Source organism: Ekhidna algicida, from assembly GCF_051379705.1.
Classification (GTDB): Bacteria; Bacteroidota; Bacteroidia; order Cytophagales; family Cyclobacteriaceae; genus Ekhidna.
The window spans coordinates 2,361,974-2,388,851 of sequence record NZ_CP179868.1; the positions used below are offsets into that span (position 1 = coordinate 2,361,974).

The following is a 26,878-nucleotide window of genomic DNA, read 5'->3' on the forward strand; positions in this document are numbered from 1 at the left end:
TATGCGAGTAGTCCTCCTAATGATTTGTGTTGTTTTCTTTGCTTCGTGCGCCAGTGAACCTTGCCGTGATTCTGTTCAGCCGGAATCCATTGTTTTGGAAGTTGATCGATTGGAACAGGAACTATTCAGCAGAAAATCTGTCGAAGAGGTGGAGGGTTTTCTTGAAAGCCATCCGGATTTCGCAAAGTTTTTTCTCCACTCTGATCAATACCCGACAAATACGATACTCGCCGAAAGGATGTTTGGTTTAATTCAAAACCCTTCAATTGATACTCTATATCAGGAGTCTGTTGAAGCCTTTAAGAATTTTGATGAAGTGGTGAATACCTTGGAAGAAGGTTTAGGCAGACTCAAAACCTATTATCCTCAAACGCCTTCTCCAAGGGTGCAAACGGCAGTTACCGGACTATACAACGATCTGTTTATTTCCAATGAGCACATCATGATAGGAATGGACTTCTTTATCGGAGAAGGTGCTAGCTACAAGCCACAACAAATACCTAATTACATCCTGGCTCGATACACTACCCAGCACTTGGCAGCAAGCATTTTACAGTTTGTCTCCAGTCAGTACATTCAAACCGGGAGAGGAGATCAGATGCTCTCCGAAATGATAGATTATGGAAAGTCTTACTACCTGCTAAGCAAAATATTACCCTGTACGCCCGAACGAATTTTGATCGGATATACAGAGGATGAATGGGAAGATGTTTTCGAAAATGATCAAATCATCTGGGCCAACTTCGTGCAAAATGAGTGGCTATATGAGACGAATCACACGGTTAAGCAAAAATTTCTTGGCGAAAGACCCAACGTATATGAGATAGGTGATAAGTGTCCGGGAAGAATCGGTCGGTGGCTTGGATGGCAAATAGTGAATGCATATGCAGAGAAAACCGGCGCATCAGTTACTGAAATAATGGCTGAAACGGATCTGAATAAGCTGTTTACCCAATCGGGATATAAGCCATCAGGCAGTTAGGATATATACTTCAGAGTCAGTTACCTCGAATTTATATTCGTTGTTCAGGATCTTAAGAAGCTTGGTAATCTGAATATCCTTATCATAGTAGAGCTCGGCAAGTTTGCGTCCATTGCGCTGATATTTTGCCAGTAGCTCCGGGGAATCCAAAAAGACTTTTAGCTTTCGCACAAACTCGCTGGTAGAATAAGGATTGTGATGAAATCCACATTTGTTCTTGGTCACTAAGTTTTTTATCCAACCATCAAAATTGATGATGGTTAATTTGCCTGCGGCTAGTGAGTCAAAGAGTTTATTTGGACTTCCGGTTCCAAGCACTTTCACGTCCTTAAAAGAGACATAAACAGCATCACTTTTATTCAGTAGGTTTTTAACGCACTGCTTGCTTGAGTGTGGGTAAAAAGAAACATTTTTCAATCGTTTGGAGCTAGATCTAAGTCGTTTAAGCTCTGATCCGTACCCAATGATGTTAAACTGAACTGGGAGCTGGGCTTCTCTGGATTGTCTGGCAGCATCCAGAAAATATTCCAGCTGGTTTGCTTTGCCTATGGCTCCACAATAAGTAATCTGAAACTGATTTGTTTCACTGAAATCGCCTATCGAATACGATGCTTCAAAGAAGTTACAGTCGGCCATATTTGGTATTACATATACGCGTGTGTTCGGGCTCACTTTTTCAATGTAATTCCGGATTGCCGGCGAAAGGGCGATTATTTTTTCCGCTTCAAAGTAGAATCTTTTTTCAAGGGAGAACAGCCATTTTTTAACCCACTTATTTTTAATCACACCCATTTGCACCGGAGCTTCCGGCCATAAATCACCGACTTCAAAATAGTAAGGAAGATCTAGCTCTTTTTTTAGGTAGGTTGCAATGAATCCGGTAGTGAGTGGGGTTGTCATTACGTAAGCGAGATCCTGTTTCGCTAGCTTCTTTGCTTCTTTCTTTGCCAGCTTTACAAAGCTCCAGAAGGCCCAAAGTCTTTGAACAAATCCATAACTATTGTCATATGACACTGGCAGGTAATGCACCTGAATTCCATCAATTTTTTTGATCTCATAAGGTGCATTATGTGCCGTAATCATGGTCACTTGATGCCCAGCATCAACAAGACCTTTGGCCAAATAGTGGGACCTGATTGATCCTCCTTCTTCTGGTGTTTTAAAATATTGATGGACGTAAAGAATCTTCACAGGCTTAAAGATGTGTTGGATTTCGAAAAAACCAAATGAGTTTTCGAAGAAAACAACATCATCATCGGTAACAAGTACTTTTAATCCTACTTATTTCCAACGCATATGAGCTGCTATACAGATTAAGGTCAATTGGAGCGAGTAATTATTTCTCGTTGTATCTCTTGGGCTTCAAGCTGTTTTTGTTGGCTTATTTCGGGATTAGAACGTGAAAAGTCATAAGCCTCTTTCATCAGTTTGTCATACTTCTTCTGGAGTGATGAGATCTTATTTTGTTTAAAAAAATTAATCATGATGTAGCTAGTGTGTAATTAGTGATATAAATGCTCAGCGAAGATTAATCTTGATGAATATTCGTGCAATAGGCTCTCTGTAAACGCTACGATTTCTTCGATGAAAACTACCAGTAAAAACTGATGTTCACCTTTTGCTTACCTGCACTTTCTACTATCTGACATTTTTTTGTTTGAAGCCCAGCAAGTTTCTAATGGATGATTCTAGTAGTCGAACACTTACTTGTTTTCAGAATTGAAAATTCGCTTGTAGATCGGCTTCCTGTAAACGAACTGGAGCAAGAGTAAAGGATACATGAACGCGTCTGTCAGCAGCGTGCCCGTTGTATATGTAATGTCATCGATAATGATCGAATTCGAATCAACTGCTTTCACCTCATGTACATGCTTCCATGATTTCAAGAAAAATGGAAGCTTCTCTCCGATATCAATAAAATACCATTGAATGTCAGATTCGTAATCTTCAATGATGTTGCTCACCCATTGTTGTTTGAATAGCAGGAAATTTAATTCGAGCGCTACCTTATCGCCGGCCTTACATCCATCGAACTGAGCCAGTTTTACAGGAGGAAAAGGGGGATTGAGTTTTAGGAAAAGATCTTTGGTAAATCCGGCCTTCACTTTTTGCAGTGATACTGGAACTTTCGTTTTTATTGTGATTCTCACACCGTATTGAACCGATATGTGTTGAGAAAGTTTAAAATGAAATTTGAAGTGATTTTTAAATTGGGATCCGTACCGTAACTTCAATTCAATGAATGAGATGATCCGCTCTGCCAAATCCCAAGACGCCTCCAGTGTTGTAGAAATCTACAATCACTACATTTTCCATTCGCATGCTACTTTCGAATTGGAACCTATTTCTGCTAAGGAAATGGATATTAGAATAGACAAAGTCCAGAATGAATATAAACTCCCTTGGGTTGTTTTAGAGGTGGAAGGTCGAGTAATCGGCTATGCATACGCTACACAATGGAAGGAGCGTGAAGCATATTCCAAGACCACCGAAACTTCAGTTTATCTGCACAAAGACCATGGAGGCAAAGGTTACGGGAAAAAGCTTTATACACATCTCCTGCATGAGCTGAAATCATTAGGATATCGTGCAATCATTGGAGGTATGTCTCTGCCCAACGAGCCCAGCCAGAGACTTCATGAAAAGCTTGGGTTCAAAAAAATCGGTCACTTCAAGGATGTAGGCTTCAAATTTGAGCGGTGGATTGATGTTGGCTATTGGGAACTGATTCTTGAATAGCTCGTATCTTTAAAGATGTCATTAGACCTGACCATTTCTGAAATAATTTATTTGTTCGCGGCATTTCATGGTGTATTTCTCGCCTCACTAATCGTAATAAAAAAATCATTTCGAGAGAACGTATTCTTGTTTCTCTTGATCCTGCTTTTCTCTTTTTACCTCTTAGAGAATGTGATCTATTCTTCAGGATATATCATACAGATACCACACTTATACTTCACTACGCTTCCTGTCATTTTTCTGATCGGCCCATTTTTCTATTTGTACATACGCTCTTCACTAAAAGGCGCCTCACTAAAAGCGGCAGATTTATTACATCTAGCTCCGTTTCTGTTTGAGTTTATTATTCTCATTCCATTTTATGCACTTGATGCAGCGGTTAAGGTGAGGGTGTATGAAATGAGCCAGCAATCATCGGGAGAGCCCGGGGAATTTAATGTCTATTTCTTCGGGTATCTGGTCTATATCTTCAGCACGCTCTTTTATGTCTACAGATCTTATCGACTTATAAAAGCGTCCGCCCAAAATGGAATGAAGGCGAAGGAAATGAAGAAGTATTTTGCCTTGAGAGAAGTATCTGTTGGATTCTTTTTCTATGTCCTAATTAGCATTTCATTGTCTGCACTGAGCTGGACCTCTCTCGACGTTCAAATGTTGTTTTTTCATGTAAACCTAACAAGCCTGACTATTCTGATTCATGCTATTGGCTACATTGCATTTTTAAGTCCTTCCCTGCTGGAATCCAACTTTAAGGCTTCCGATTATCAATACTCTGCCTTCGATGATGAGAAGATGAAGATGCTCCGCAATAAGCTTGACGAGTTATTTGTATCTTCAAAACCTTATCTTAAATCGGCGGTGTCTGCAAGTGATATTAGCAATTCATTGAACATCTCAAATCATGAATTGTCCCAGCTGCTAAACGTAGGTCTAAACATCAGCTTTTACGATCTAATCAATCAGCACAGGATTGATCACGCAAAGGAATTGTTGCTTTCGAAAGAGTACCAAAAGGCAAAAATTTTACACATCGCACTGGATAGCGGCTTCTCAAATAAGTCTTCTTTCCTGAGAAATTTCAAGAAGCTTACCACGCTTACGCCAACGGAGTTTAAAAAGCTTCAGGAAAATCAGGTTCCAATCAATTGAATGAACCTTCCAGAGTAAATAACTCGCGTAGATTTCATACAAAAAAATGTTATGAAAATACTACTCAAGTACTGCTTGCTACTTCAACTTATTGGTTTTTCCGCCTTCGCACAAGAGACTAATAACCTTATTCACGAGGCTAATTATGTGACCAGTGAATGGGGTGAAGTAGGAGAGGTCAAGGAATTTGGATCAGGTGAGAAGACCATGATTCTGCTTCCAGGCTGGGGGTTTGACTGGACGATCTTTGAAGGCTTCATCGCAGCTTATGAAGACAAATTCAAAATTTATGCGATTACAATTCCTGGATTTGGATCAACGACTGCTCCTGCTATGCCTGAAAACAATGACAATTATTCAGACACGCAATGGACCAATGGAATCCTTAAAGGGATCACTAATCTGATGGATGAGAAAGGAATTGAGAAAGCTACTATAGTCAGCTATTTCACTTACAGCAATTTGATCGCGACCCGACTGGCGCTAGACCTGCCGGAAAGAATTGAAAATGTAATTATCATCAGTGGGATGGCGAAGTTCACCAGCAATTATGTCCCGTATGAGCCAAGCTCTCTACAGCAACGGATCTATTATATAGAGAAATCATTGGCACCACAGTGGTTTAAGACTGTGAGCAAAGAAACATGGGACTCTGGCAATTTTCATCCGGAAGTTTTCACCAAAGACTCTATCGCTGCAAAGAAATATTGGAACCAAATGTCTGCGGTGCCAATACCAACAATGGTGAGGTATCTGTGTGAGTTCTACTGTACGGATCTAAGTCTGGAATATGAAAACCTGAAAGTTCCTGTTTTGGTAGTCATGCCATCATTCACTAATGAAGTGTTATATGACCCGAAGACATCTTATGCGGCATCATTTTTTCATTACAGCTGGCTGGGAGCAAAGCCGGCAAGTCAAAATATTGCCATTGTCGCGGTAACAGATAGCAATGCCTTCATTGTGGATGATCAGCCAAAAAAACTCTTCCAGATAGTAAATGAATTTCTTGCAGGTAAGCTCAATCGCTTTCAGGTAGTCAGGTAGCATATTTGATGGAGGGTTCAGAAGATTGAACCCTCTTAATCAATTAGAAAGTGACCTTACAAACTCCGGAGTAACTGCTTCACCTTTAAAGAAGTCTCCTTTCAGGCCTTTGCTCAATCCCCAGCGATGAATCCAAGAGATGCCCCAGTCGTCAAATCGAGTGACTTCTAGCTGATAACCAGGATCCTTCAGTGCTTCCTGCTGGGTTATAAAGTCATAACCTTTCTCTTTATAGATGTCCAATAGCTCATCTAGATAGTGCGCATTTAGCAGATTGGCATGAATAAGAAGAATGTGATCCATATTTCTTCCCAATAGATCATTGGATGCCTTTTCATAATATTCCTGTTGTACGGTCATGTAATTCAAATACGATTCTGCTACTTTCTTTGCTAGCTCTTTGTTTCCTTTTCTGAGGGCAACCGCATAAGCTTTTGCGAATAAATATTCTTCATTGTCAATTGTTACAGGTGCTTCGATGTATCCATTTGATTGAAGAAACTCTTTTAGTGTATTGCTAGTCTCTTTTGTCGCACCGCTTCTGAGATATGGATGCCGAAAGTATTTTATTTCCGTACCGTATTTTTCAGCCAGCGGCTTTATGATTTGCTCACCTTTCAAGACATCCTCTCCAAATGATTTCAAATCATTGTTGTGATAATTCATGTGAGAGAATGAATGATTGCCAAGTTCCAAACCGGCTTTGAGCCATTGCTCCAGATATGCTACTCTTTCCTCATCCAGCACTCCGTTTTTGTAGAGTTTGCCTTCGTTTACATATCCGATGGCTGGAACTTCATATTTCACGAAAGTCTCAAGCAATCCACGGGTAATTTCTGCTCGATTGTTTAGGCCATAATGAACGGCCGGAAGATCATCAACCGTGATAGACATGCGCCGATTTTGTGCTTCGCAGTATGCAAGAAAACCACTAAGAATGATGAATAATATTGCCTTCATTCCGCAATTATAACTATAAATATAGTCTTATAACTATTTGAATAGTAGCAATATTATTCTGACCTTAATGCGTCCACCGGATTTCCCAGTGAAGCTCGTATGGAATGATAACTCACAGTGCTAAGAGCTATTAGAAGACCAGCAATTGCGGCAGTGACATACATCCACCAGGTAATTTCAATGCGATATTCATAGTTTTCCAACCACACGTTGAGCAAGGAGGTGGAGACAGGTATCGCGATTACACAGGCTATGAAAACCAAAAGCGTAATATCTTTTGAAAGGAGTCGCCATAAAGTAGGCACTGAGGCACCTAAAACTTTTCTAATTCCGATTTCTTTTGTTCGTTGCTCCACCATAAAGGCTGACAAGCCAAACAAGCCAAGGCAGCTGATTAAAATAGCCAGCACACTGAAAAAGGTTGCCAGGCTTCCAATCTTCTCTTCTTCACGGAATTTTCTAGCATATTGATCATCAACAAATTCGTAGTTGAATGGGTGGCCTGGTAAAACTTCTTTAAATGCTTCCTCAATTTCAGGAAGCACCTCAACATAAGAACTTCCCTTCTTCAATCGCATGAATGCATACTCCTCTGAATCGCTATGAAATAGCATGAGTGGCCTTGGAGATTCGTATGGAGACCCTTTTATCATATCTTTCACCACTCCTATGATGGTATATGCTCTGTCGCGACCGTCCCATCCAAAACCTTCATAAGACACAAGTCTTTTTCCTATTGGATTTTCAAGTCTCATTTGCTCCACTGCAGATTGGCTAACAATCACATTCTGACTCTCATCTCCCTCTGTTCTTGAAAAATCTCTCCCCAGCAGGAGTGTCCATTTAGTAGCTTTCCCATACTCTGGCGTTACATATATGGTATTAAATGAAATTGGATAGGATTTATCATTTCCTTCAAGGCGAAAGCCATCATTGTTTCCAAGAGTGTTCATCAGTGGATAGTTGGCTGAGGCCATCTCTTCCACATAGCCAGTATTCAGAATCTCTTCACGAAGTATATCGAACTTTTTATAGTACTCTCCAGAGCGACCTCTTGCCACAATTAAGTCTGATTGATCATATCCAACAGGCCGAGCTTTGGCATGTTGTATTTGCTGATGAATTGTAAGCATTCCTATCATTAACAACATGGAAATCGCAAATTGGAAAACAACAAGCGACTGTCTCAATCTAACGTTTGACTTGCCTTGCTTGATAGATGAAGTCAATGCCTTCAGTGGGCTAAAAGACGATAAGAGCAGTGCCGGATAACTACCAGCGATTATTGCCGAAAACAAGGTGAATAAAACACCTGATAACCAAAAGAGCGGATCGCTCCAAGGGAGGCTTAAGTCTTTATCAGAAATGCCGTTAAACCAGGGAAGTATTAGCCAGACAATAAAAATAGTTAGGACGAAGGATACTGTCGCATATAAGATTGATTCGGAAAGAAATTGCGAGATCAGTTGTTTCCTTCTGGAGCCCACCGTCTTTCTAATTCCCACTTCTTTTCCTCTTAGCTGGTAGCGAGCGGTATTCAAATTCATGAAATTGATACAAGCAAGTAGTAATACGAATATTCCAATGATGGCATATAGCCTGACGAACGTTATACGGCTACTTGACTTTTGGATACCATCCTCAAAACTGGAATTCAAGTGCCAATCTTTCATCGGCAGAAGCAAAAGATCCATGGGTTCTTCAGAATCAATGTTTCTATTCAGTTCATCTTTTATCAATGCGGATGCCTCTTTATAATCGACTTCTTCATTTAGCGTTGCATATATTTTTGTATTGTAGTTGTTCCAAGTAGCAGGGCGTTCTTCATTGTAAACAAGCTCCATAGATAGCATAAACTCCATGTCACCAAATGTTGAGTTAAGCGGCAAATCTGCGTACACCCCATTCACCATGAGTTGAGTACTTGTATTTATTTGTACCATTTCACCAATCGGATTTTTATCTCTAAAAAGCGTTTCTGCAAGTGATTCTGACAATAAGATTGCATCACTACTTTCAAGGGAAGCTTGCCCCGCAACAATATCTAATGATAGTATGGCAGGAGCATCAGGAGAGAAGAAATATCCCAAACGTTCCAATGATTGTTTTCCTACGGTCAACACTAAGGCTCTATTGCGGTAGAAAGTAATCGCGACCTTATTAAATAGGGTTGGATAGGTCTGCTCTAGGTGATCTCCCAGCTTACTTACCTGTGAGCTATTTACGTATGTTTTGCCATCTTCTTTATCCTTCCTTAAAACCTGTACAATGCTGTCGTAGTTTTTATGGTATTGGTTGAAAGTAAGTTCGTCATGTATCCATAGACCAATAAGAATGGCGACAGTCATGCCCATAGCAAGACCACCAATATTGATCGCCGAGAATACTTTGTTTTTAATCAGTACTCGATAACTGATTTTGAAATTGTGCTTAATCATAGTCGGAATAATTGAGTTTGACTTAAAAAATTTGAAGGCAAAAGGTCTTAGATAATTGAAGACCTGATACAAATAGTTGAGCTTCGCTCTTCTCAATGATTTTTTTTCTATAGTCCGGTAGAATTTTTCATCGAGATCGCCTAATACTTCTTCTGCTAAACCCTCTTTCAGAAAGAGGAGCAAAAATTTCTCGGCTAGTTTCGGTGGCTCAGGATTTTTCACCCAAATACAAAATTGAGCTTACCATTTGCGAATGCCGGAAACTGGTTCCATAGATTCAATTTTAATTCGCGCGAGATTTCAAGCGCACGTTGGCCTTCAGCTGTGATCTTGTAGATCCTTTTCCTTCTTCCTCCACGCTCAGCAGATCCTGCAGCCATCTCAGATGTAAGAAAACCTTTGTCTTCAATGCGGCTAAGGGTAGAATGTACAGCACCAATAGAAACTGGTCGTTTGGTTTGTGTCTCGAACTCTTCAGCAATTTTGAATGCATATGCTTCATCGCCAAGAATACCTACAAGTAAAAGAATGGTCTCCTCAAAGTCGCCTAGTTTACTTTCTTTCATGATGTTACTAAATTATAGAACAAATATACGGAAGTAAATTTTATTTGTTCTACATTTTAGTAGTAGATCAGATTTTATTCGTTTTTGAGCGATTCAGTACTTCGAGAATGAGAATCCGCTGAATCAAGTGGTAAAGATTGGTGATCAGCGCAAAACAATTGTAGGTGTAAGCGCCAACCTAATTCAATCTGTCTATCAGGATGTTGAAGATGATCCTGTTGTTGGATTGAGAGACGACTAACCTTAAACGACGGGAGGTTTATTGAATGCCTCCCTTGGCTACCATCTGGCGCTGAACTTTCAGCGCTTGTTTTTGCTTTTCCATACTTTCTTCAGGATTTGATTTGGAAAGCACATACGCTTCGTGCATCAGTCTGTCGTACTGTCTTTGCAGAGATGGCATACTGGACTTTTTAAAAAACCTTAACATAGACTCAATTCGATTTTAAATAACACATCAATGCCACTTTAGACGGTATGTTGTTAAAAAACTTGCTTTGTTTTTTCACCAAATATGTTGATCTCGATGAAGGATAGATTTTGACTGATCATTCCGCTACTTTTGCACACTAATTTTCATTCTATGGACGAGGCTAAAAAATCATTGAATTTCATTGAGCAGATGATCGAGAAGGATCTAAAAGAAGGGAAACACAACTCCATTGTAACGCGATTTCCTCCAGAACCTAACGGATACCTTCACATTGGTCATGCCAAATCCATCTGCCTAAATTTTGGCCTTGCAGAAAAGTATAATGGAAAGTGTAATCTTCGCTTTGACGATACGAATCCTGAAACAGAAGAAACAGAATATGTAGACTCAATTAAAGCTAACATCAAGTGGCTGGGTTTCGACTGGGAAGATCGGGAATATTACACTTCGGACTATTTTGAAGAACTATACGAGATGGCAATCAAGCTCATCGAAAAGGGGGCAGCCTATGTGGATGATCTTTCACAGGAAGAATTCAATAAACTGAAAGGCACACCTACTCAGCCGGGCAAACCGAGCCCGTTTAGGGATCGAAAAGTTGATGAAAACCTTGGTCTGTTTGCCCGTATGCGATCGGGGGAGTTTGGCAATGGAGAGAAAGTTCTCAGAGCTAAAATTGATCTAAGCTCTCCCAACATGCACATGCGTGATCCAATTCTATATCGTATAAAGCAAGTGCCTCATCATAGAACCGGCTATCAGTGGTGCATTTATCCGACTTATGATTTTGCTCATGGACAATCAGACTCAATTGAAAATGTAACGCACTCACTTTGTACGCTGGAGTTTGAGGTTCACCGACCACTATATGAGTGGCTAATCAATGAACTGGAAATTTATCCTTCGAAGCAAACGGAGTTTGCACGACTAAACCTGGGGTATACCATCGTAAGCAAGCGTAGTTTGCGTCAGCTGGTAGAGCTAGGGCATGTCAATGGCTGGGACGATCCTCGGATGCCTACAATTTCCGGCATCAAAAGAAGGGGATTTACTGCGGTATCTGTCAGAAAATTTGCTGATACTATTGGCGTGGCTCGAAGGAATGGAGTAACCGACATAGCCTTATTGGAGCATGCAGTAAGGGAAGATTTAAATGCCAAAACCAATCGCGTATTTGGCATTATGAATCCGCTAAAAGTGATCATCACCAATTGGCCTGAAGATAAAACTGAAATGATGACAGCCGTCAACAATCCGGGTGATGAGTCAGCGGGCACTCGTGAGATGCCATTTACACGAGAGATCTATGTAGATCAGGCTGATTTTATGGAAGATCCGCCGAGCCCTAAGAAGTGGTATCGACTGGGTCCTGACCGAGAAGTAAGGTTAAAGTTTGGCTACATCATCAAGTGTACAGGATATAAAAAAGCAGAAGACGGCAGCATTGAAGAACTGTATGCCGAGTATGATCCGCAAACCAGAAGTGGACAAGATACCAGTGGCAAAAAGGTAAAAGGAACGTTGGGTTGGGTTTCTGTGCCTCATGCTGTGAAGGCCGAAATACGAGAATACGATCGACTTTTTAGAACTGAAAATCTCAATGCGATTGAGGATGATTTCAAGAATCACTTGAATCCAGATTCTTTGACGATCAATAAAAATGCCGTTCTGGAACCGTCATTAAAGAGTGCAATGGTGGGAGACCAAATGCAGTTTGAGCGTATCGGCTACTTCCGGGTAGATGAAGATTCCACACCTGAGAATCTTGTTTTCAACAGAACTATTACCTTAAGAGATAACTGGGCAAAATAGAATTGAAAGTCACTGGCATATATATCTATCCCATTAAATCTCTGCAGGGAATCTCACTGCAAGAGGCAGAGGTTTTAGAAAGAGGATTTAAGCATGACCGACGTTGGATGCTGGTGAATGAGGAAAACCTGCTGATCACACAGCGGACACATCCACATCTTTCTCAAATTAGTATTGCTTTGACCAGCGATAACATCGTTGCTTCTCACAAGGGCTTTCAGGATCTGAAGATTCCTTTGCAAATAGAAAGTGGAAATAAGATTTATGTTACAGTCTGGGACGATCAGGTGGCAGCATTGGAGTCTTCAGCTACGATCAATGAATGGTTTTCAAAAATAGCCGGTGAGCCTTGCAAACTTGCTTTTATGCCGGAAGATGCCTCACGACCGGTGAATCCCGAGCGTGCGGTCAATGATGAAAATGTAAGCTTTGCGGATGGCTACCCTTATTTGATTCTTGGACAAGAGTCTCTGGACGATCTCAATTCCAGAATGGATGTGAATCTACCAATGCATCGGTTCCGGCCAAACATTGTGGTGGAAGGCGGGAAAGCTTACGAAGAAGATCAGTGGAATGACATTCGCATTGGTGCGGTAAAATTCCATGTAACACATCCGTGTAAACGCTGTGTATTTACAACTATCGATCAGGAAACCGGTAAGAAAGGCGCTGAGCCACTAAAGACGCTTTCAACTTACAGGAGAGAAGGAAGTGAAGTGATTTTCGGAGTGAATACGCTAGCGCTTGAAGCAGGAAAAATTAATGTAGGAGATGAGGTCGATTTGATTGATACTGATGATTTGTACCAGTAACTAATCAACTATTTCAACTACTTACTCCCTCACACTCCACACCTCAAACATCGGCTCGCCACGGCTATTCTTACCCGAATGCTGCCAGTCACCATCCTTAAGCTCATAGCTAAATTCAAGACTTGCGCCGACTCGGCTGTTGTCTCTCGAAAAAAACTCAATATTCTCTGTGTACTTGCCGTCGATTGTAGTGTAGCTACCGCCTCCGGTTCCTTTGAATTCTTTTGTAGCAGTATCGTAGGCTATCCATTGAAATCGTGTGCCAGAAAGTATTTTCATAGTCTTTCTGGAACGTAGCGTGTTTATCGATTGCAGATCTCCATTCCTCATTCGCCCGGAGATTAACCACGCGCCAGCAAGTGCTCCGGGCTCACCACTATCCACTCTGGTTGCCCAAGTCTCCATGCCTACTATTCTCATTTTGTCAGCTCCATCCCACTCAATTTCAAAGGATTTGGTCAAACCAACTTTCTCCGGATCTTCTGAATTGAACTCTGCAACTTCCGTCATGGTCGTACCTTCCAGATTCCAGGTGCCTCCATTCGTTCTAATGAAATCTCCAGTTTCAGCATCAAACCACGCTGCAGCCTGATAGCCCTCTGAGAAAGTAACCACGCCCCGAACCTTCATGCCTTCTTCTCCCGCTTCGGTCCATTCCCATGCTCCTATAAGGTTTTGAGAAAAGGATAAATGAACTAGCACGGTGCATAGAAATAATAAGATCGACTTAGCCATAGCAAATAATTTTAGTGAACAAATACTCCAACAAGATAAATAATTAGCCGATGATGGATGCTAAGTACCTAATAAGTTAATCATTCATTGGGTCAAAAACATTATATGTAATTAGGCAATTTCATTAGGTCAAAACATTATATTTAATCTATCAAAACCTAGTTATGAAAGACACATTAGATTACTCATTAAATGTGACGGAATTTCCTGCACCTCATATTAAAAATATATGGAATCCTAAATCCATATCAGAGCTGTGTGAAATCCTGGTAACCGCTACGAAAACTAAAACTCCGGTTTACCCAATTTCGACTGGACACAACTGGGGATTGGGATCCAAGCTGCCGGTAGTTGATGCTGATATTATAAGCCTAAGTGGCATCAATGATATACTTGAAGTAAATGAATCGCTTGCTTACGCCAGAATTCAGCCGGGAGTTACGCAAATACAGCTAGCCAACTTTCTGAAGGAGAATCATCCGAGCTTAATCCTAAACGTGACAGGCAGCGATGCTCATTCTTCTATATTGGCTAATGCGATAGAGCGCGGAAGCGGAAAGAACGGTCACCGAGCGAACGATATTCGGGAACTCAAAATTATGGGTGCAACCGGGGATGAGTTCATGACTGGTTTTGGGGCATTTGCAAACAAGCAAAAGCCCTCGTTTTATAAATATGGTCTAGGTCCGGATCTTACCCACCTGTTTACACAATCAAACATGGGTATTGTGACCGAAGGTGTGATCAATTTAATGCCCCGGCAGGATTTCGAATTATTTCTGACACGCATTCCAGAAGCAAAACTCGGAATTTTTCTTGAAGTATTTGCTGGCTTAGTACGGAAAGGAATCATCGGCCATTCACTGGAAATTGACAGCCAAAATGATCCCAAAATATTCGAATTGTTCGAAACTGAAAGTGTTGATTCTAAATCGTGGATTTGTTGGTTTGCGCTTTATGGAGAAGATGAATTACGGATCGTAAAAGATAATATCATCCGGAGGGAGCTCGCTGGTTTGCTAAGCGAGATCAAATCTTATCCTTCCACAGAAGACCACACCTCGACACCTGCTCCGGTTCAGGTGAGAATTAGTCGTTACAACGGAATCCCGAACGATCACTCATTGCTTTCTACGGCTAAGTCTTTTGGCGTGGAGCTCTCGGAAGATAACCCGGATCTAGACTTGTATAAAAAGCTGCCAGGATTTAGGTGTGTACTTCCCGTTATTCCATTTTCAGCAGATGGAGCAAAGACTATTGAGTTGATCTTGAATTACTCGAAAGGCACGCCATTCGAACCTGCCATATCAATCATAGGATTAGACGAATATGCACTTGAAGTATTTGCACGCGTCTATTTCAATCGAGAAGATTCGAGGGAAATAGAAAAAGCAGCCATGTGGGCCTCCGGACTTCTGCACCAATTGAAAGAACAAAATATCTTTCCCTACCGACTGGACGTGGAGAACATGATACCGTACTTATCAAATGTAAATGACCCGCTAAGTGAAGTGAAGAACATTATCAAAAAACATCTGGATCCAGCCGGTATACTTGCTCCAGGCCGTTATCAATTGATAAGTAATACTTAATGTATTCAGTTAAATTGTATTATTAAAAATCATATCGTATTTTTTCCAAAAAACAACACAAAATATGGCTGAATATCAGACGTTCGAACCTGGCGTTGAAGCAGGTGGTAATGAGTTACCAATTGTTGCACTTGGAGCTCTAAGTAAGCAACGCAAAAATGAGATTATTGAAAAGTATGGACTAAATACGCAGGAAGGTGCCTGGAACGATCTTCAATCACTTCTCAATGCAATGAAAGAGATTGCCGACTCCATTGGTGAAATGAACCTTTTTATGATTGGCAAGGAGGTGATGGAAGGTGCGGCATTTCCCCCAATGGATGGACTAGAGAGTGCATTAAGATCAATCGATGTTGCCTATCATATGAATCATAGAAAAAGTGGAAAACCGATGTTTGATCCTGCTACAGGAAAAATGACAGAGGGAATAGGGCACTATGAGCTCGTTAGGTTTGATGAAGCTAATAAGGAAGCACTATTGGTATGTCATACTCCTTATCCAAGCAAATTTGAAGAGGGACTTATTGTCCAAATAGCCCGCACATTCAAACCAGAGGGTTCATTTTTAAAAGTCCAGTTAGATGAAACTAAGGAAACCCGACGCAATGGTGGTGAAAGGTGCACCTTCAAAATCACCTGGTAATACCTCTGCAATTTTTTGACTATACGTTATTTATAAATATTATATTAAATTAATATAACAATTAGCGGTATTTAAAGTTTTTATTGTTAATATAGAAAAGAATACTCACAACGTTTCTATTAAATATTTTAACATTAAAAACAAAAAAGCTATGATTACTCACGAACAAAAAGCAGTTAACACCCAAAGCGAAATCAGTCTTAATTTCAAGCTCCAGGAAGAATTTCATCTAGGAGCTGAGAAATTTGCCAACAATCCACTTCATCAAAAACTAAGACAGGATAGTGACATCAGGAAACAGCTCGATTTTGTTCCTAACATGCTTTACTTCGTAATGGGATTTAAAGATTTAATGCAGCTGGTGCGTTATGAAAATCCTGCGAATGATTTGGAGGAGAGTGTAAATACCCATAGCGATGAAGATTCTAATCATTGGGAATGGTACTTACAGGATTTAGCATTCATGAGCGGTCAATTCAAGAATGCCTCTTCTGTTGATTTAATCGCTTCTGTATGGGCTGACGAAACAATGGAAGTAAGGGAAACCATCTATACCTTCTCCAGATATATCAAGCAATATAAGGATCCGGTAGCTCGGATGTTGATGATTGAAGTGTTAGAAATTACATTCGACAAATTCAAGGAAGCTATTCATCCGGCATTAAAAAAAGCGGATCTGTACAGCCAACTTGATTACTTCGGAAAAATGCATCAGGAAACAGAAGAGAATCATTCTACAGGGATCAGCGATGATGAAATTGCTGAACTGACGATGTTGCTTCCCGAAGAACTAAAGGAAGAGATGATTCCGATTGTAAATGAGCTTTTTGATCAAATGTATAACATGGCCAAAAATTGGTCTGAGGCATAAGCTCCATTCGCTACAAATAAAAAAGCCGGATCTTAAATCCGGCTTTTTTTTGTGGCTTTATTATACTCAGTTATCATGAATAACTGAAAACAATCGATCTAACTGAAAATTCATGATGTGTTCACCATCGGAATCTTTTTGGGGAATTCCATATGAGGTTCCAAATTTTTCGGATAATTCACCAAAAACTTCAATTTTGGTCGCTTTTAAAATCTTTGCTCTTGATGGATAAATCTTTTCACTATTCATAATGTGACTGGTTTGCTGGTCATTGTTCGTTTTCTTAATTCAATCTATTAAAATCAAATTCAATATTTTTTTCTTTTCGGCGAATACAAAGGAATAGAAGTCGACGCTACGTTATATGTCTATTAGCATTTTTTACTTTATTACAACTACCTCTTCCCTGGCTTATACGTCTCTTCGGCTCGTGCTTCCACTTCAGCTCGATAGTAGGCCACTTCTTTGAATTGCTGATTGGCGTACATCTCAGCTTGATCATAAAAGTGTGGCGAATTCGGGTCGCTGCTCTGTCCTCCGGCGAGAATGGTCTTGGCTTTAACCTTATCTCCAAACTCAACCACAGCGACAAAGCTGTTGCCACGAGTACCATAGATTTTATCTGTGTCCTGAGCAGACCTCATACCATAGGCAGCTAGCGCACCCCATCGTCCGGTCGTCAGCCCAACGGGAATGCTTGGTGCATCATCATCAAACTGTAAGTCTATCGAACCGTCTACTCGTTGAAAGCGATTAACCTCTCCCCAAGGTGTGTTCCAGCTCCCCATTCGTTCTTCAAGCTCTGATAATGCTTTGATGAATATGTCTATGCGACTTGCTTCCGGTAGCCCCGTTCCATAATAGTGAAACCGTTCCATACCAACTAAATCTCCTGGTACTTCCGCATGACGATACAGGTTCATACCATAAAAATGTGCGAGTGTCATACCAACAGATGTTACTCCGGTTCGCATGTCCCAGTTTCTCAATACCTCAATAGGTCCTGAAATACTGACATCAGGTGATTGGTCGTAGGCTGCAATCAGCCCTGGTATCACTTTTTCGAAGGCTGGTAAATAAGGATCATAAGCCAGCTCAATCATTTTATCTATCGTTAGATCATTGGCGTCTGCCAACAGCCCGATGGCATGCACTCCCCTGAAGTTTTCTGGTATCCGAGACATGTAAGCCGGGTAATCTTCTTTCTTAGGACTGTATTGTGCTGCGGATGTGAAAGGTGTCGAGTTACAATTTTGGATCCATCCATTGGCTGGATTTTTTACTGTGATCGCCTCATCAACTGGATGAAGTCCTTGCCAGTCTGCTGTCGGATTGCTTCCATCTACCGGTTGAGTGTAATCAAATTGTTCATCCCGTATGGGAATGAAATTGCCATGATAATAGGCGATGTTGCCTTCTGAGTCAGCGAATACGGTGTTGTTCGAGGAATTGGTTCGGATATCCATCATTTCTTCAAACTCCTCCAAATTTTTCTTTTTCGAACGAATGTATGATTGCTCAAGCGCTTTCACCGGCTCCCACATCATTGCGGTGGCTGTCCATTGACCGTCTACCTCGTGAGTAATTGGACCGTGGTGCGTACGGTAGATTGGAAAAGTCTTTTCTTGAAGTGATCCTTCTACTTCATATTTCAGGGTCACTTCATTGACTTCCACCTCTCGTTCTTCCTCTCCGTATTGATAATAAAGGCCATCTTCCTTTTCAATGATGGTTTCTTTAAACTCGTCAATCACATCCGTGTAGGTGGAGGTGTGCATCCATCCGGTATTTTCATTGAACCCCTGGTAAACAAAAAACTGTCCCCAAGTCACTGCGCCATATGCATTTAATCCTTCTTCACTTACAGCATGCACCTCCCCACGAAAATAAAATGAAGTGTGCGGATTGATAAGGAGCATCGCATCGCCAGATGCTGTCAGGTCTCCGGCAACAGCAAACCCATTGGATCCTTTTGGCTCGAGGATAAAGTCCTCTTTTATCGAGGGTTCTGCGTGTGACAGTTTTCCATCATCTCCTTCATAAAAAGCTTTGATCTTTCGAGTAGAGACACGTTCAATATCTCCTCCAATTGAGCCTTCTGTGAAATACATGGTCATCCACGGCTCGTATTTCTTAATGACCTTTGGTTCTACCTCCGGGTGTGTATGTAAGTAGTAGTTGATCCCATCGGCCCAGGCTACACACAGTTTTTTTAGCCAATCAGGTGCAGATTCGTAGTAGGCTTTGGCTTCATCCACGGTCATAAATAGCCGCGCACGTAAATCACTATAAAGTGCACCTTCACCTTCAGCTTCCGCTAGTCGACCTATGGCCCAGGTGAAATTGCGTTCCACTCTTCTGAAGTCATCCTCACATTGGGCATAAAGTAGTCCAAAGACGGCATCTGCATCGGTTTTACCATAGACATGCGGCACGCCAAAGTCATCACGAATGATGGTGATATTTTCTGCCTGATTTGCCCATTGGGCTACTTCAGGATAGGAAGTTTCGGGGGAGCAAGCAATCAGTGAGAGGAACAGGAGGGTAAGATATCGATACATAGGTTTGGGTTGAATTAGATACATATCAAATATATCTAATTATTAAACCATCTGATCTTTTCAATTTCTAATTGAGGTAGGGCTTGCTGCACTGGCAATGCCTCAATTTAAGGTCGCCTTAATTTCATCCAACACTTTCTTTCCTCCACTCTGCAAAATCTCATCAGCCAGGCTGGTTCCCAATTCTTCGGGTGTTGAACCATACATTGTTCGTTGGATAAGTTGTTTTCCATCAAGGCTCGCGATCCCACCTTTGAGTATGATTTGCCCATCCATTTCCATTTGGGCGTAACCAAACACCGGGATGCTGCACCCACCATCCATTCTTCTCAAGTAGGCACGCTCTGTGAGAAGCATTTTCTCTGTAAGCGCGTGATTAGTTGCGGCTTTAATTTGATCGGCTACTTCCTGATCGAGACTTTCATGTACCTCGATGGCCACTGCTCCCTGGCCTACAGGAGGAACAAATCTTTCAGTGTCAAACCAATAGCGAACTAGTTGATCATAATCCATTCGGCGAACGCCGGCGTATGCAAGCACGAGTCCGTCCATGATGCCCGATTTCATTTTTTCTATGCGTGTTTGAAGATTACCTCGCACGTCTACGGTTGTAACATGAGGATAGTAGTGCTTCAACATAGCTATCCTTCGGGTGCTGGATGTCCCTAAAATGAGTTTGGGATTGTTCAGATCTATTTCTTTATCCGAAATGATTACATCGTCGGGAGATTCGCGCTCGCAAAAGGACAGTACATGAAATCCATCTGGCAGCTGCGATTGAAGATCTTTGGCGCTATGTACAGCGATATCAATTTGCTTTCTACGGAGCATCATCTCCAGCTCTTCTGTAAATACACCTTTACTTCCAATCTTCGAAAGTGCTACATGCTGAATTTTATCACCTTTGGTTTCAATAGGCACTAGCTGTGGCTGAAAACCGCTGGCGTCCAGCATATCCGCCACGTAGTTTGCTTGCCACATTGCAAGTTTACTTTTCCTTGTTCCTATTTTGATAACCCTTCGCTCCATAGTTCTCTTTCTTAAGTTTTAGCCATTCAATACCCGAGTGATATCCAAGGATAAATTTAAATGGGTTATCCGTGGATTTGAGTTTCTCTCTAAATGTATGAGAGCTTCGTTAGTCAGCGCATACACCTTTTCAAGTCTATTTAAACCCAACTTATCAGCGAATTTTCCTACAAAGGCGATCTCGGCTTCACTTTGTGAAGGTGGCTGTTGTCCCGATGCATGAACTACGGCGTTTCTGACGATCGAAATGGCGTAATTCAAAGTATTCTTTTGTGCTGCCTTTCCTGATTTTGAAAAATCTTCACTTCTACGCACCAGGCCGGTCAGGTTTCTATTCCAGCATTCCAGCATCCACTTTTGAAAATCTTCATATTCATGAGATTCACCAGCATCGGCAAAATGTGATGCCAACCCAATTTTACCTTCGGAAAGTTTAGCTGTCTGTGAAGCTCTTGAGGAATCCAGCCCTTTTTCTTCCAAGTATTTTTGAACCTCTTCCGTAGAGTTGGGAGGAACGTTTACCAGCTGAGTTCTTGAGGTAATTGTGGCAAGTAAATTGTCATAATTGTAGGAAACGAGCAGGTATAAGGTTTTTTCCGGCGGTTCTTCCAATATCTTCAGGATCGCATTGGCAGAGCTCGAATTCATCAATTCCGGAATCCAGATCAATAATATTTTATATCCTCCCTCGACTGATCGCATGCTCACGTTTTTCAGCATCTGTCGACTATCCTGCCTGCTAATGAGTAAGTTTTTATTCTCCTGACCATACTTATGAGTCCAGGCTTCCAAATCTCCAAAAGGAGATTCTATGACAAACTCCCTGAACCTTGGGATTGCTTCAGCAAGTACTTTTTCGTATTTGCTTTCCGCTGCAGATACTTTAGGAAAGTGAAGATGAATGTCGGGGTGAACTAACTTATTTATACGGGTGCAGTTGGCGCACGTACCACAGCTATCTTCTTCTAATTGATTTTCGCACATGAGGTAGCTAGCATATGCCAGCGCCATGGGCAAAACTGCAGTTCCCGGCCTTCCTGCAAAAAGTTGTGCATGTGCAACTTTTCCTCTCTTATGAGCGGAAACAAGCTGCTTCTTTAACTCTTCAAGCCCAGGTATTTGTGAAAACTGCATTGATTATTTCTTATCCCACACCCGATTTTCGGAAGTGATCTCAAAGATATGTGAAAGCACTGCTTTGTCTTCCTCGGTAAGTTGTTTGTTTCTCCTTTTCATGACTAGTTCTGCGGTCTCAAAAGCTTTTCTGGTTTGATATGTAGCAAAGCCAGAAGCACCTCCCCAGGCAAAGGAAGGAATAATGGTTCTTGGAAAGCCATCGCCAAAAATGTTAGCTGATACTCCCACTGTGGTGCCTGTATTAAACATGGTGTTTATCCCACATTTCGAATGATCCCCCATAATCAAACCGCAAAATTGAAGTCCGGTATCTTTAAATCGACCGCTGGCGAAATCCCACATTTTCACATTTGCGTAGTTATTTTTCAAATTGGAATTGTTGGTGTCAGCACCTAGGTTGCACCATTCTCCTAGCACAGAGTTACCTAAAAAACCTTCGTGACCTTTATTGCTGTATCCAAAAATGACGGAATTTGAAACTTCACCTCCCACCTTGGAATGTGGACCAATTGTGGTGTCTCCTTTGATCTTTGCGCCCATGTTTACGACGGAGTGTTCGCACAAAGCAAATGGCCCACGTATCAGAGCGCCTTCCTGCACTTCGGCGTTTTTGCCAATATAGATGGGACCATTTTCAGCATTTAAAACTGAAGCCTTGACAATCGCCCCTTCCTCTATAAAAATTTGATCTCCATAGGTTTTCGTATGCACATCCTGGACCTGAGATTTTCTTCCATCGGTCAATACAGCATAATCTTTTTTAATCTCTGCGCCATTCAGTCTGAAGATGTCCCATGGATAGGAGACCTGATTTACTTCACTAATAGAAACTTCTTTCCGATTTCCAATTTCGAATGCTTCAGAATTGGCAAAAAATCCTGCAATGAGGTTGCCATCGCAAGTAAGCGCCTCATCTTCTTTTAAGGACTTTATTGTACTGACTAAAGATTCTGTTGGCAATACATTTCCCAGAATTGTCAGTGTTTGCTGTTCGGGAGCTTTAAACAGGTTGGTTAAATACTGTTGTGACCGGAAGAAGACCTCATCAGCGGAAAGGTGTCTGGTCCATTTTTCATGGATTTTGAGAACGCCAATGCGCACTTCTGCAACCGGGCGTGTAAAACTCAGTGGCAGCATTTGTTTCCAGCTTTCCTCAGAATCTATGAAGGTGACTTGCATGAATCAAACTTAGCTTGTTTTGGCAAAAGGGCACAAAAAAAGTCTTCAGGATAACCTGAAGACTTTGAATTTCTTTTTCGAACAGAATTACTTCTTCTTGTACTTTCTGTTGAATTTTTCCACTCGACCAGCAGTATCCAAAAAGATTTTCTTTCCAGTGTAGAATGGGTGCGATGCTGAGCTAACCTCTACTTTAATTAAAGGGTATTCATTACCATCTTCCCATTTGATGGTCTCCTTAGAAGTCATTGTAGATTTCGTAAGAAATTTGAACTCACTTGTTGTATCAAGAAAAACAACTTCTTTGTATTCAGGATGTATGTCTTTTTTCATCTCTATTCTATCTCTTTTTCAAAAAGGATGGCAAAGATAGACATTATTTTATCTTCTTCAAACCCAATCATTCAACTAAAATCGAATATGTTTGATTCATGAGAAAAACACTTTCAATTCTTAGTCTTCTCACCGTCAGCTTATTATCTGCTCAATCTACAGATTTCACCTTAGGCCATCCGACCTATCAGCTAGTAGAATTAGAAGAGGTACGTTCATCAAGCGCCTTTAATTCTACCATAAAGCCATTCTCACGCTCTTCGGTATATGACTTGTTTGGCTCAAACGTGAGCCCTTATTTAAGCAAGGAATTGAGAGGTTATACACAAGATTCTACCAAATCAACTAAACCGATTTGGACTAAACTGTATACATATCCTGCAGATTTTTACTACTATGAAGACAAAAATCTGGAGCTGCACGTCAATCCTGTTCTACATTTTTCTTACGGGAAAACGAATGATGCAATCGGATCAACTTTTGTCAATAGTCGTGGAGCAGAAATTAGAGGGAGGATAGATAACAAAATCGCCTTTTACACGATGCTCACAGAGAATCAGGCACGTTATCCGGAATATGTAAATAATGTAAGAGACAGCACCCTGGTGGTGCCATACGAGGGTTTTTGGAAGCAATTTGCAACCACAGGCGTAGACTTTTTTCGAGCACAGGGATACATTGACTTTGGTCTCTCCAGAAGCATCTCGGCTCAGTTGGGTTTTGGGAAACACTTTGTTGGGAATGGAGTAAGATCACTCATCCTATCAGACTATTCAAACAACTACCCATACTTGCGTATAAATACAGAAACAAAGGTTTTTGATTACACGAATATTTTTGCTGAATTGATACCTGGTGTTAGTGGTGGAACATTTGGGCTACTTGGAACGGGAGGATTTGGAAAGAAGTATATGGCGTTTCATCACCTCAATGTCAAGATCAAACCAAACTTGCACATTGGCCTTTTCGAGTCCGTAATGTATGGAGATTCAACCGGCGGCTTAAAAATAGAATATTTGAATCCGATAATTTTTTACCGTGCAGTTGAGCAGCAGAATGGAAGTGAGGATAATGCAATTATTGGGTTAGATTTCAAATGGAACCTTAAAAAAAGGGTATCTCTTTATGGTCAGCTAGTAATAGATGAGATGATTATTGGAGAGGTTTTGGCCGGAGATGGCTGGTGGGGCAATAAGCAGGGATTTCAACTTGGCGCAAAATACGTTGACCCATTCGGCGTAGAGGACCTTATGGTTCAGGCGGAAATCAATAGAGTACGTCCGTATATGTATGCTCACGAAAATGGATTTACGAGCTACAGCCACTATAATCTTTCACTGGCGCATCCACTGGGAGCTAATTTCACCGAATATATAGGTCGCGCAAATTATCGTTTGAGTGACCGGTGGAGTTTTGAAAGTATGGTAATGCTGGCTGGCTATGGTAATGACCTTGGAGATGTGAATTTTGGAAGAGACATCCTTAAAAATTATTCCATCCGAAGACCTGATGGCAATGGAGGTAGCCTGGAATTTGGCAACACTCACTTGCAAGGAAATAAAACAGATTTGACGATGCTATTCATCAGGGCTAGCTATATGCCTAGGCATAATCTATTTTTAGATTTGGATGCAACGCTGAGAAGAGAGTCTGATTCAAATGGAAATATTGATACTTCAACATCTGTTTTCGGATTCTCGATGCGATGGAATGTGCCATCGAGAAGATACCTATTCTAAACTGATAAGGTGATTAAATTCCCGAACGGTTATATCCATGACAAATCCTTTAAAAGATTATCTATACAAAACCTGAAAAGTTTCATAACTTTCAGCCTTCACTACAACAGCTAATGCAAAGGTTCAAACTCATTTTCCACATTATTTATGTGGTCATCGCACTGGTGATTATGTATTTCTCCGTGGATATTCTCCTAAATACAGAACAATATTTATCCAAGATCAAGTTGTCCTCATACATCAAGTTTCCAAAATACGTGATGGCATTGTTTCTCTTCATCTCCATCTTGATGGCGATCGAATTTGTAATGCAGCAACTGAGGATTCGAAGTATCAAGAATGGAATTGAGGATCTGGAAGCAGAGGTTGTAGAGTTGAAAGCTAAACTCTACGATAAAGGTCAGGAAGAGAATGATCTCCCTGCAGAAGATGAAGCTCTGCAGAGCGAGGAAGATGAAGATGACGAAGATTAAATAATACTTCGTAGCACGCCACCATTTTTTAAGGTTTATTCAGACGATAGTTATGCTAGCTAAAACTTATGGTAGCGCCGTTTACGGCGTAGATGCGTATAAAATTACTGTAGAGGTCAACGTTGGTCAAGGCACCAAATTTTTCATGGTAGGGTTGCCAGATTCAGCTGTTAAGGAAAGCGAGCAGCGTGTTGAGTCAGCCATTAAAAACTTTGGCTATAGAATGCCCAGGCAAAAAGTAGTTGTAAACCTGGCACCAGCAGATATTAGAAAAGAAGGTTCAGCCTATGATCTCCCGATTGCGCTAGGGATTTTAAAAGCCTCTGAACAAATAATAGCTGAAAATCTCGAAGATTATGTAATCATGGGAGAGCTGGCTCTCGACGGTGAGCTTCGCCCGATCAAAGGGGCCTTACCTATAGCAATTGAGGCAAGGAAGAACGGGTTCAAGGGATTCATACTTCCCAAAGAAAATGCCACAGAGGCTGCAATTGTGGATGGCCTGGATATTATTGGTGTAGATAACATCAAAGAAGCCATTTTACATGTGGAAGGCGAGGAGGTTATTGAACCGCTCATTTACGACACACGTGATGTTTTTTTTGCTAATCTGGATAATTACGCCTCTGACTTTTCTGATGTGCAAGGACAGGAGAATATCAAGCGAGCGATGGAAATCGCAGCAGCTGGTGGGCACAATGTAATTATGATTGGTCCTCCGGGAGCTGGTAAGACCATGCTGGCAAAAAGGCTCCCCTCTATTCTTCCTCCATTGACTTTATATGAGGCATTGGAAACGACCAAGATTCATTCTGTTGCGGGCAAGTTAGGAACCGAAGGTAAGTTAATCGCTCAGCGTCCCTTCAGGCAACCACACCATACTATCTCTGACGCGGCACTTGTAGGTGGCGGTGGTATTCCACAGCCAGGTGAGATTTCATTGGCAAACAATGGTGTATTGTTTTTAGATGAGCTTCCCGAGTTTCAACGTTCAGTTTTGGAGGTAATGCGTCAGCCGTTGGAAGAGCGAAAAGTGACTATCTCAAGAGCGAGAGTTTCTTTGGATTACCCTTCCAATTTTATGCTGATCGCAAGCATGAACCCATGCCCTTGTGGCTATTACAATCATCCGGAAAAAGAATGTGTCTGCGCACCGGGCGTTGTGCAGCGCTACCTCAATCGTATCAGTGGTCCATTGCTCGATCGGATTGACTTACATGTGGAAGTCACACCGGTTTCATTCGATCAGATGACTGAGAACAGAAAAACCGAATCAAGTGCAGAGATCAGGGAGCGAGTAATAAAGGCTCGCGAAATTCAGGAAGAGCGATTTAAAGAACAGCCGGGAATATTTAACAATGCCATGATGAGCTCCAATATGGTGAAGGAAGTTTGTCAGATCAACTCGGCGGGCAAAACACTTTTGAAAACAGCGATGGAAAGATTAGGCTTGTCTGCCAGAGCATATGACCGAATATTACGCGTGTCCAGAACCATTGCAGATTTAGCTGCCACCGAATCGATCGCAATAGAGCATCTCGCTGAAGCCATTCAATACAGAAGTTTGGACAGAGAAGGCTGGGCAGGGTAATATTACAGCATGTTTGAGTCTGTCATTCAATCTATCACCTCGTATGCTGATAAAACT

Annotated in this window: 26 protein-coding genes; 12 read left to right on the top strand and 14 right to left on the bottom strand. The window is 41.3% G+C overall.

Features of this window, described 5'->3' with window-relative positions; all coding sequences use genetic code 11:
- Position 1 precedes the first annotated feature (1 nt).
- Positions 2 to 982: a gliding motility lipoprotein GldB gene (locus ACL8WY_RS10295; protein WP_436514635.1), complete on the top strand. Its 981-nt coding sequence runs from the start codon at positions 2 to 4 to the stop codon at positions 980 to 982.
- On the opposite strand, the gene ACL8WY_RS10300 is transcribed toward ACL8WY_RS10295, so the two are convergent.
- From ACL8WY_RS10300 to ACL8WY_RS10310, 3 genes are all read right to left on the bottom strand, one after another.
- A complete protein-coding gene (locus ACL8WY_RS10300; protein ID WP_436514636.1) occupies positions 971 to 2,173 on the bottom strand; it encodes a glycosyltransferase family 4 protein in 1,203 nt (400 codons plus the stop codon). The two genes, ACL8WY_RS10295 and ACL8WY_RS10300, sit on opposite strands and share 12 nt — an antisense overlap.
- A gap of 128 nt (positions 2,174 to 2,301) precedes the next feature.
- Positions 2,302 to 2,466 carry a Lacal_2735 family protein gene (locus ACL8WY_RS10305; RefSeq protein ID WP_436514637.1) on the bottom strand — a complete coding sequence of 55 codons (165 nt, stop codon included), beginning with the start codon at positions 2,464 to 2,466 and terminating at the stop codon, positions 2,302 to 2,304.
- A 219-nt stretch (positions 2,467 to 2,685) separates the two neighbouring features.
- Positions 2,686 to 3,132: an SRPBCC family protein gene (locus ACL8WY_RS10310; RefSeq protein ID WP_436514638.1), complete on the bottom strand. Its 447-nt coding sequence runs from the start codon at positions 3,130 to 3,132 to the stop codon at positions 2,686 to 2,688.
- Between the two features lie 88 nt (positions 3,133 to 3,220).
- On the opposite strand from ACL8WY_RS10310, the gene ACL8WY_RS10315 reads away from it, so the two are divergent.
- From ACL8WY_RS10315 to ACL8WY_RS10325, 3 genes are read left to right on the top strand one after another with little or no spacing between them, the layout of a single operon-like run.
- Complete coding sequence (locus ACL8WY_RS10315) at positions 3,221 to 3,721, top strand: N-acetyltransferase family protein (protein WP_436514639.1); 501 nt, start codon at positions 3,221 to 3,223, stop codon at positions 3,719 to 3,721.
- Between the two features lie 15 nt (positions 3,722 to 3,736).
- Positions 3,737 to 4,870 carry a helix-turn-helix domain-containing protein gene (locus tag ACL8WY_RS10320; RefSeq protein ID WP_436514640.1) on the top strand — a complete coding sequence of 378 codons (1,134 nt, stop codon included), beginning with the start codon at positions 3,737 to 3,739 and terminating at the stop codon, positions 4,868 to 4,870.
- 51 nt (positions 4,871 to 4,921) lie between these two features.
- Positions 4,922 to 5,917 (top strand): alpha/beta fold hydrolase, encoded by a 996-nt coding sequence (locus ACL8WY_RS10325; RefSeq protein ID WP_436514641.1) that lies wholly within the window; start codon positions 4,922 to 4,924, stop codon positions 5,915 to 5,917.
- Between the two features lie 39 nt (positions 5,918 to 5,956).
- Here ACL8WY_RS10325 and ACL8WY_RS10330 read toward each other — a convergent pair whose 3' ends face one another.
- From ACL8WY_RS10330 to ACL8WY_RS10345, 4 genes are all read right to left on the bottom strand, one after another.
- Positions 5,957 to 6,877 carry a polysaccharide deacetylase family protein gene (locus ACL8WY_RS10330; RefSeq protein WP_436514642.1) on the bottom strand — a complete coding sequence of 307 codons (921 nt, stop codon included), beginning with the start codon at positions 6,875 to 6,877 and terminating at the stop codon, positions 5,957 to 5,959.
- Between the two features lie 53 nt (positions 6,878 to 6,930).
- A complete protein-coding gene (locus ACL8WY_RS10335; protein WP_436514644.1) occupies positions 6,931 to 9,537 on the bottom strand; it encodes an ABC transporter permease in 2,607 nt (868 codons plus the stop codon).
- Positions 9,534 to 9,881 carry a PadR family transcriptional regulator gene (locus ACL8WY_RS10340; RefSeq protein ID WP_436514645.1) on the bottom strand — a complete coding sequence of 116 codons (348 nt, stop codon included), beginning with the start codon at positions 9,879 to 9,881 and terminating at the stop codon, positions 9,534 to 9,536. Before ACL8WY_RS10340 ends, ACL8WY_RS10335 begins: the two co-directional genes overlap by 4 nt.
- A gap of 259 nt (positions 9,882 to 10,140) precedes the next feature.
- Positions 10,141 to 10,284, bottom strand: coding sequence for a Lacal_2735 family protein (locus tag ACL8WY_RS10345; protein WP_436514646.1), 144 nt, complete (start codon positions 10,282 to 10,284; stop codon positions 10,141 to 10,143).
- A gap of 180 nt (positions 10,285 to 10,464) precedes the next feature.
- Here ACL8WY_RS10345 and ACL8WY_RS10350 point away from each other — a divergent pair, with 180 nt between their 5' ends.
- Positions 10,465 to 12,126 (top strand): glutamine--tRNA ligase/YqeY domain fusion protein, encoded by a 1,662-nt coding sequence (locus ACL8WY_RS10350; RefSeq protein WP_436514647.1) that lies wholly within the window; start codon positions 10,465 to 10,467, stop codon positions 12,124 to 12,126.
- A 2-nt stretch (positions 12,127 to 12,128) separates the two neighbouring features.
- Positions 12,129 to 12,938, top strand: coding sequence for an MOSC domain-containing protein (locus ACL8WY_RS10355; RefSeq protein WP_436514648.1), 810 nt, complete (start codon positions 12,129 to 12,131; stop codon positions 12,936 to 12,938).
- A 21-nt stretch (positions 12,939 to 12,959) separates the two neighbouring features.
- On the opposite strand, the gene ACL8WY_RS10360 is transcribed toward ACL8WY_RS10355, so the two are convergent.
- Positions 12,960 to 13,673 carry a membrane or secreted protein gene (locus ACL8WY_RS10360; protein ID WP_436514649.1) on the bottom strand — a complete coding sequence of 238 codons (714 nt, stop codon included), beginning with the start codon at positions 13,671 to 13,673 and terminating at the stop codon, positions 12,960 to 12,962.
- 164 nt (positions 13,674 to 13,837) lie between these two features.
- Between ACL8WY_RS10360 and ACL8WY_RS10365 the strand changes: the two genes are divergently transcribed.
- The 3 genes from ACL8WY_RS10365 to ACL8WY_RS10375 all read left to right on the top strand — a co-directional run bounded on the left by ACL8WY_RS10365 (position 13,838) and on the right by ACL8WY_RS10375 (position 16,779).
- A complete protein-coding gene (locus ACL8WY_RS10365) occupies positions 13,838 to 15,265 on the top strand; it encodes an FAD-binding oxidoreductase (protein ID WP_436514650.1) in 1,428 nt (475 codons plus the stop codon).
- Positions 15,266 to 15,329: 64 nt separating this feature from the next.
- Complete coding sequence (locus ACL8WY_RS10370) at positions 15,330 to 15,908, top strand: hypothetical protein (protein WP_436514651.1); 579 nt, start codon at positions 15,330 to 15,332, stop codon at positions 15,906 to 15,908.
- A gap of 151 nt (positions 15,909 to 16,059) precedes the next feature.
- A complete protein-coding gene (locus ACL8WY_RS10375) occupies positions 16,060 to 16,779 on the top strand; it encodes a hypothetical protein (RefSeq protein WP_436514652.1) in 720 nt (239 codons plus the stop codon).
- A gap of 66 nt (positions 16,780 to 16,845) precedes the next feature.
- Here the strand turns inward: ACL8WY_RS10375 and ACL8WY_RS10380 are convergent, their stop codons facing one another.
- The 6 genes from ACL8WY_RS10380 to ACL8WY_RS10405 all read right to left on the bottom strand — a co-directional run bounded on the left by ACL8WY_RS10380 (position 16,846) and on the right by ACL8WY_RS10405 (position 23,018).
- The gene (locus ACL8WY_RS10380) at positions 16,846 to 17,028 is read right to left on the bottom strand and encodes a hypothetical protein (protein WP_436514653.1); all 183 of its coding nucleotides are present in this window, start codon (positions 17,026 to 17,028) and stop codon (positions 16,846 to 16,848) included.
- 146 nt (positions 17,029 to 17,174) lie between these two features.
- Positions 17,175 to 19,340: an acylase gene (locus ACL8WY_RS10385; protein ID WP_436514654.1), complete on the bottom strand. Its 2,166-nt coding sequence runs from the start codon at positions 19,338 to 19,340 to the stop codon at positions 17,175 to 17,177.
- 102 nt (positions 19,341 to 19,442) lie between these two features.
- Positions 19,443 to 20,369 (bottom strand): hydroxymethylbilane synthase, encoded by a 927-nt coding sequence (hemC, locus tag ACL8WY_RS10390; RefSeq protein WP_436514655.1) that lies wholly within the window; start codon positions 20,367 to 20,369, stop codon positions 19,443 to 19,445.
- An 18-nt stretch (positions 20,370 to 20,387) separates the two neighbouring features.
- A complete protein-coding gene (locus ACL8WY_RS10395; RefSeq protein WP_436514656.1) occupies positions 20,388 to 21,503 on the bottom strand; it encodes an ATP-binding protein in 1,116 nt (371 codons plus the stop codon).
- Positions 21,504 to 21,506: 3 nt separating this feature from the next.
- Positions 21,507 to 22,685: a GlmU family protein gene (locus ACL8WY_RS10400; protein WP_436514657.1), complete on the bottom strand. Its 1,179-nt coding sequence runs from the start codon at positions 22,683 to 22,685 to the stop codon at positions 21,507 to 21,509.
- 87 nt (positions 22,686 to 22,772) lie between these two features.
- On the bottom strand, positions 22,773 to 23,018 hold the full coding sequence (locus ACL8WY_RS10405) for a type B 50S ribosomal protein L31 (protein ID WP_436514658.1): 246 nt from the start codon (positions 23,016 to 23,018) through the stop codon (positions 22,773 to 22,775).
- Between the two features lie 98 nt (positions 23,019 to 23,116).
- On the opposite strand from ACL8WY_RS10405, the gene ACL8WY_RS10410 reads away from it, so the two are divergent.
- The 3 genes from ACL8WY_RS10410 to ACL8WY_RS10420 all read left to right on the top strand — a co-directional run bounded on the left by ACL8WY_RS10410 (position 23,117) and on the right by ACL8WY_RS10420 (position 26,821).
- Positions 23,117 to 24,757 (top strand): hypothetical protein, encoded by a 1,641-nt coding sequence (locus tag ACL8WY_RS10410; protein WP_436514659.1) that lies wholly within the window; start codon positions 23,117 to 23,119, stop codon positions 24,755 to 24,757.
- Positions 24,758 to 24,870: 113 nt separating this feature from the next.
- Complete coding sequence (locus tag ACL8WY_RS10415; RefSeq protein ID WP_436514660.1) at positions 24,871 to 25,230, top strand: hypothetical protein; 360 nt, start codon at positions 24,871 to 24,873, stop codon at positions 25,228 to 25,230.
- A 52-nt stretch (positions 25,231 to 25,282) separates the two neighbouring features.
- Positions 25,283 to 26,821, top strand: coding sequence for a YifB family Mg chelatase-like AAA ATPase (locus ACL8WY_RS10420; protein ID WP_436514661.1), 1,539 nt, complete (start codon positions 25,283 to 25,285; stop codon positions 26,819 to 26,821).
- Positions 26,822 to 26,878: the final 57 nt, after the last annotated feature.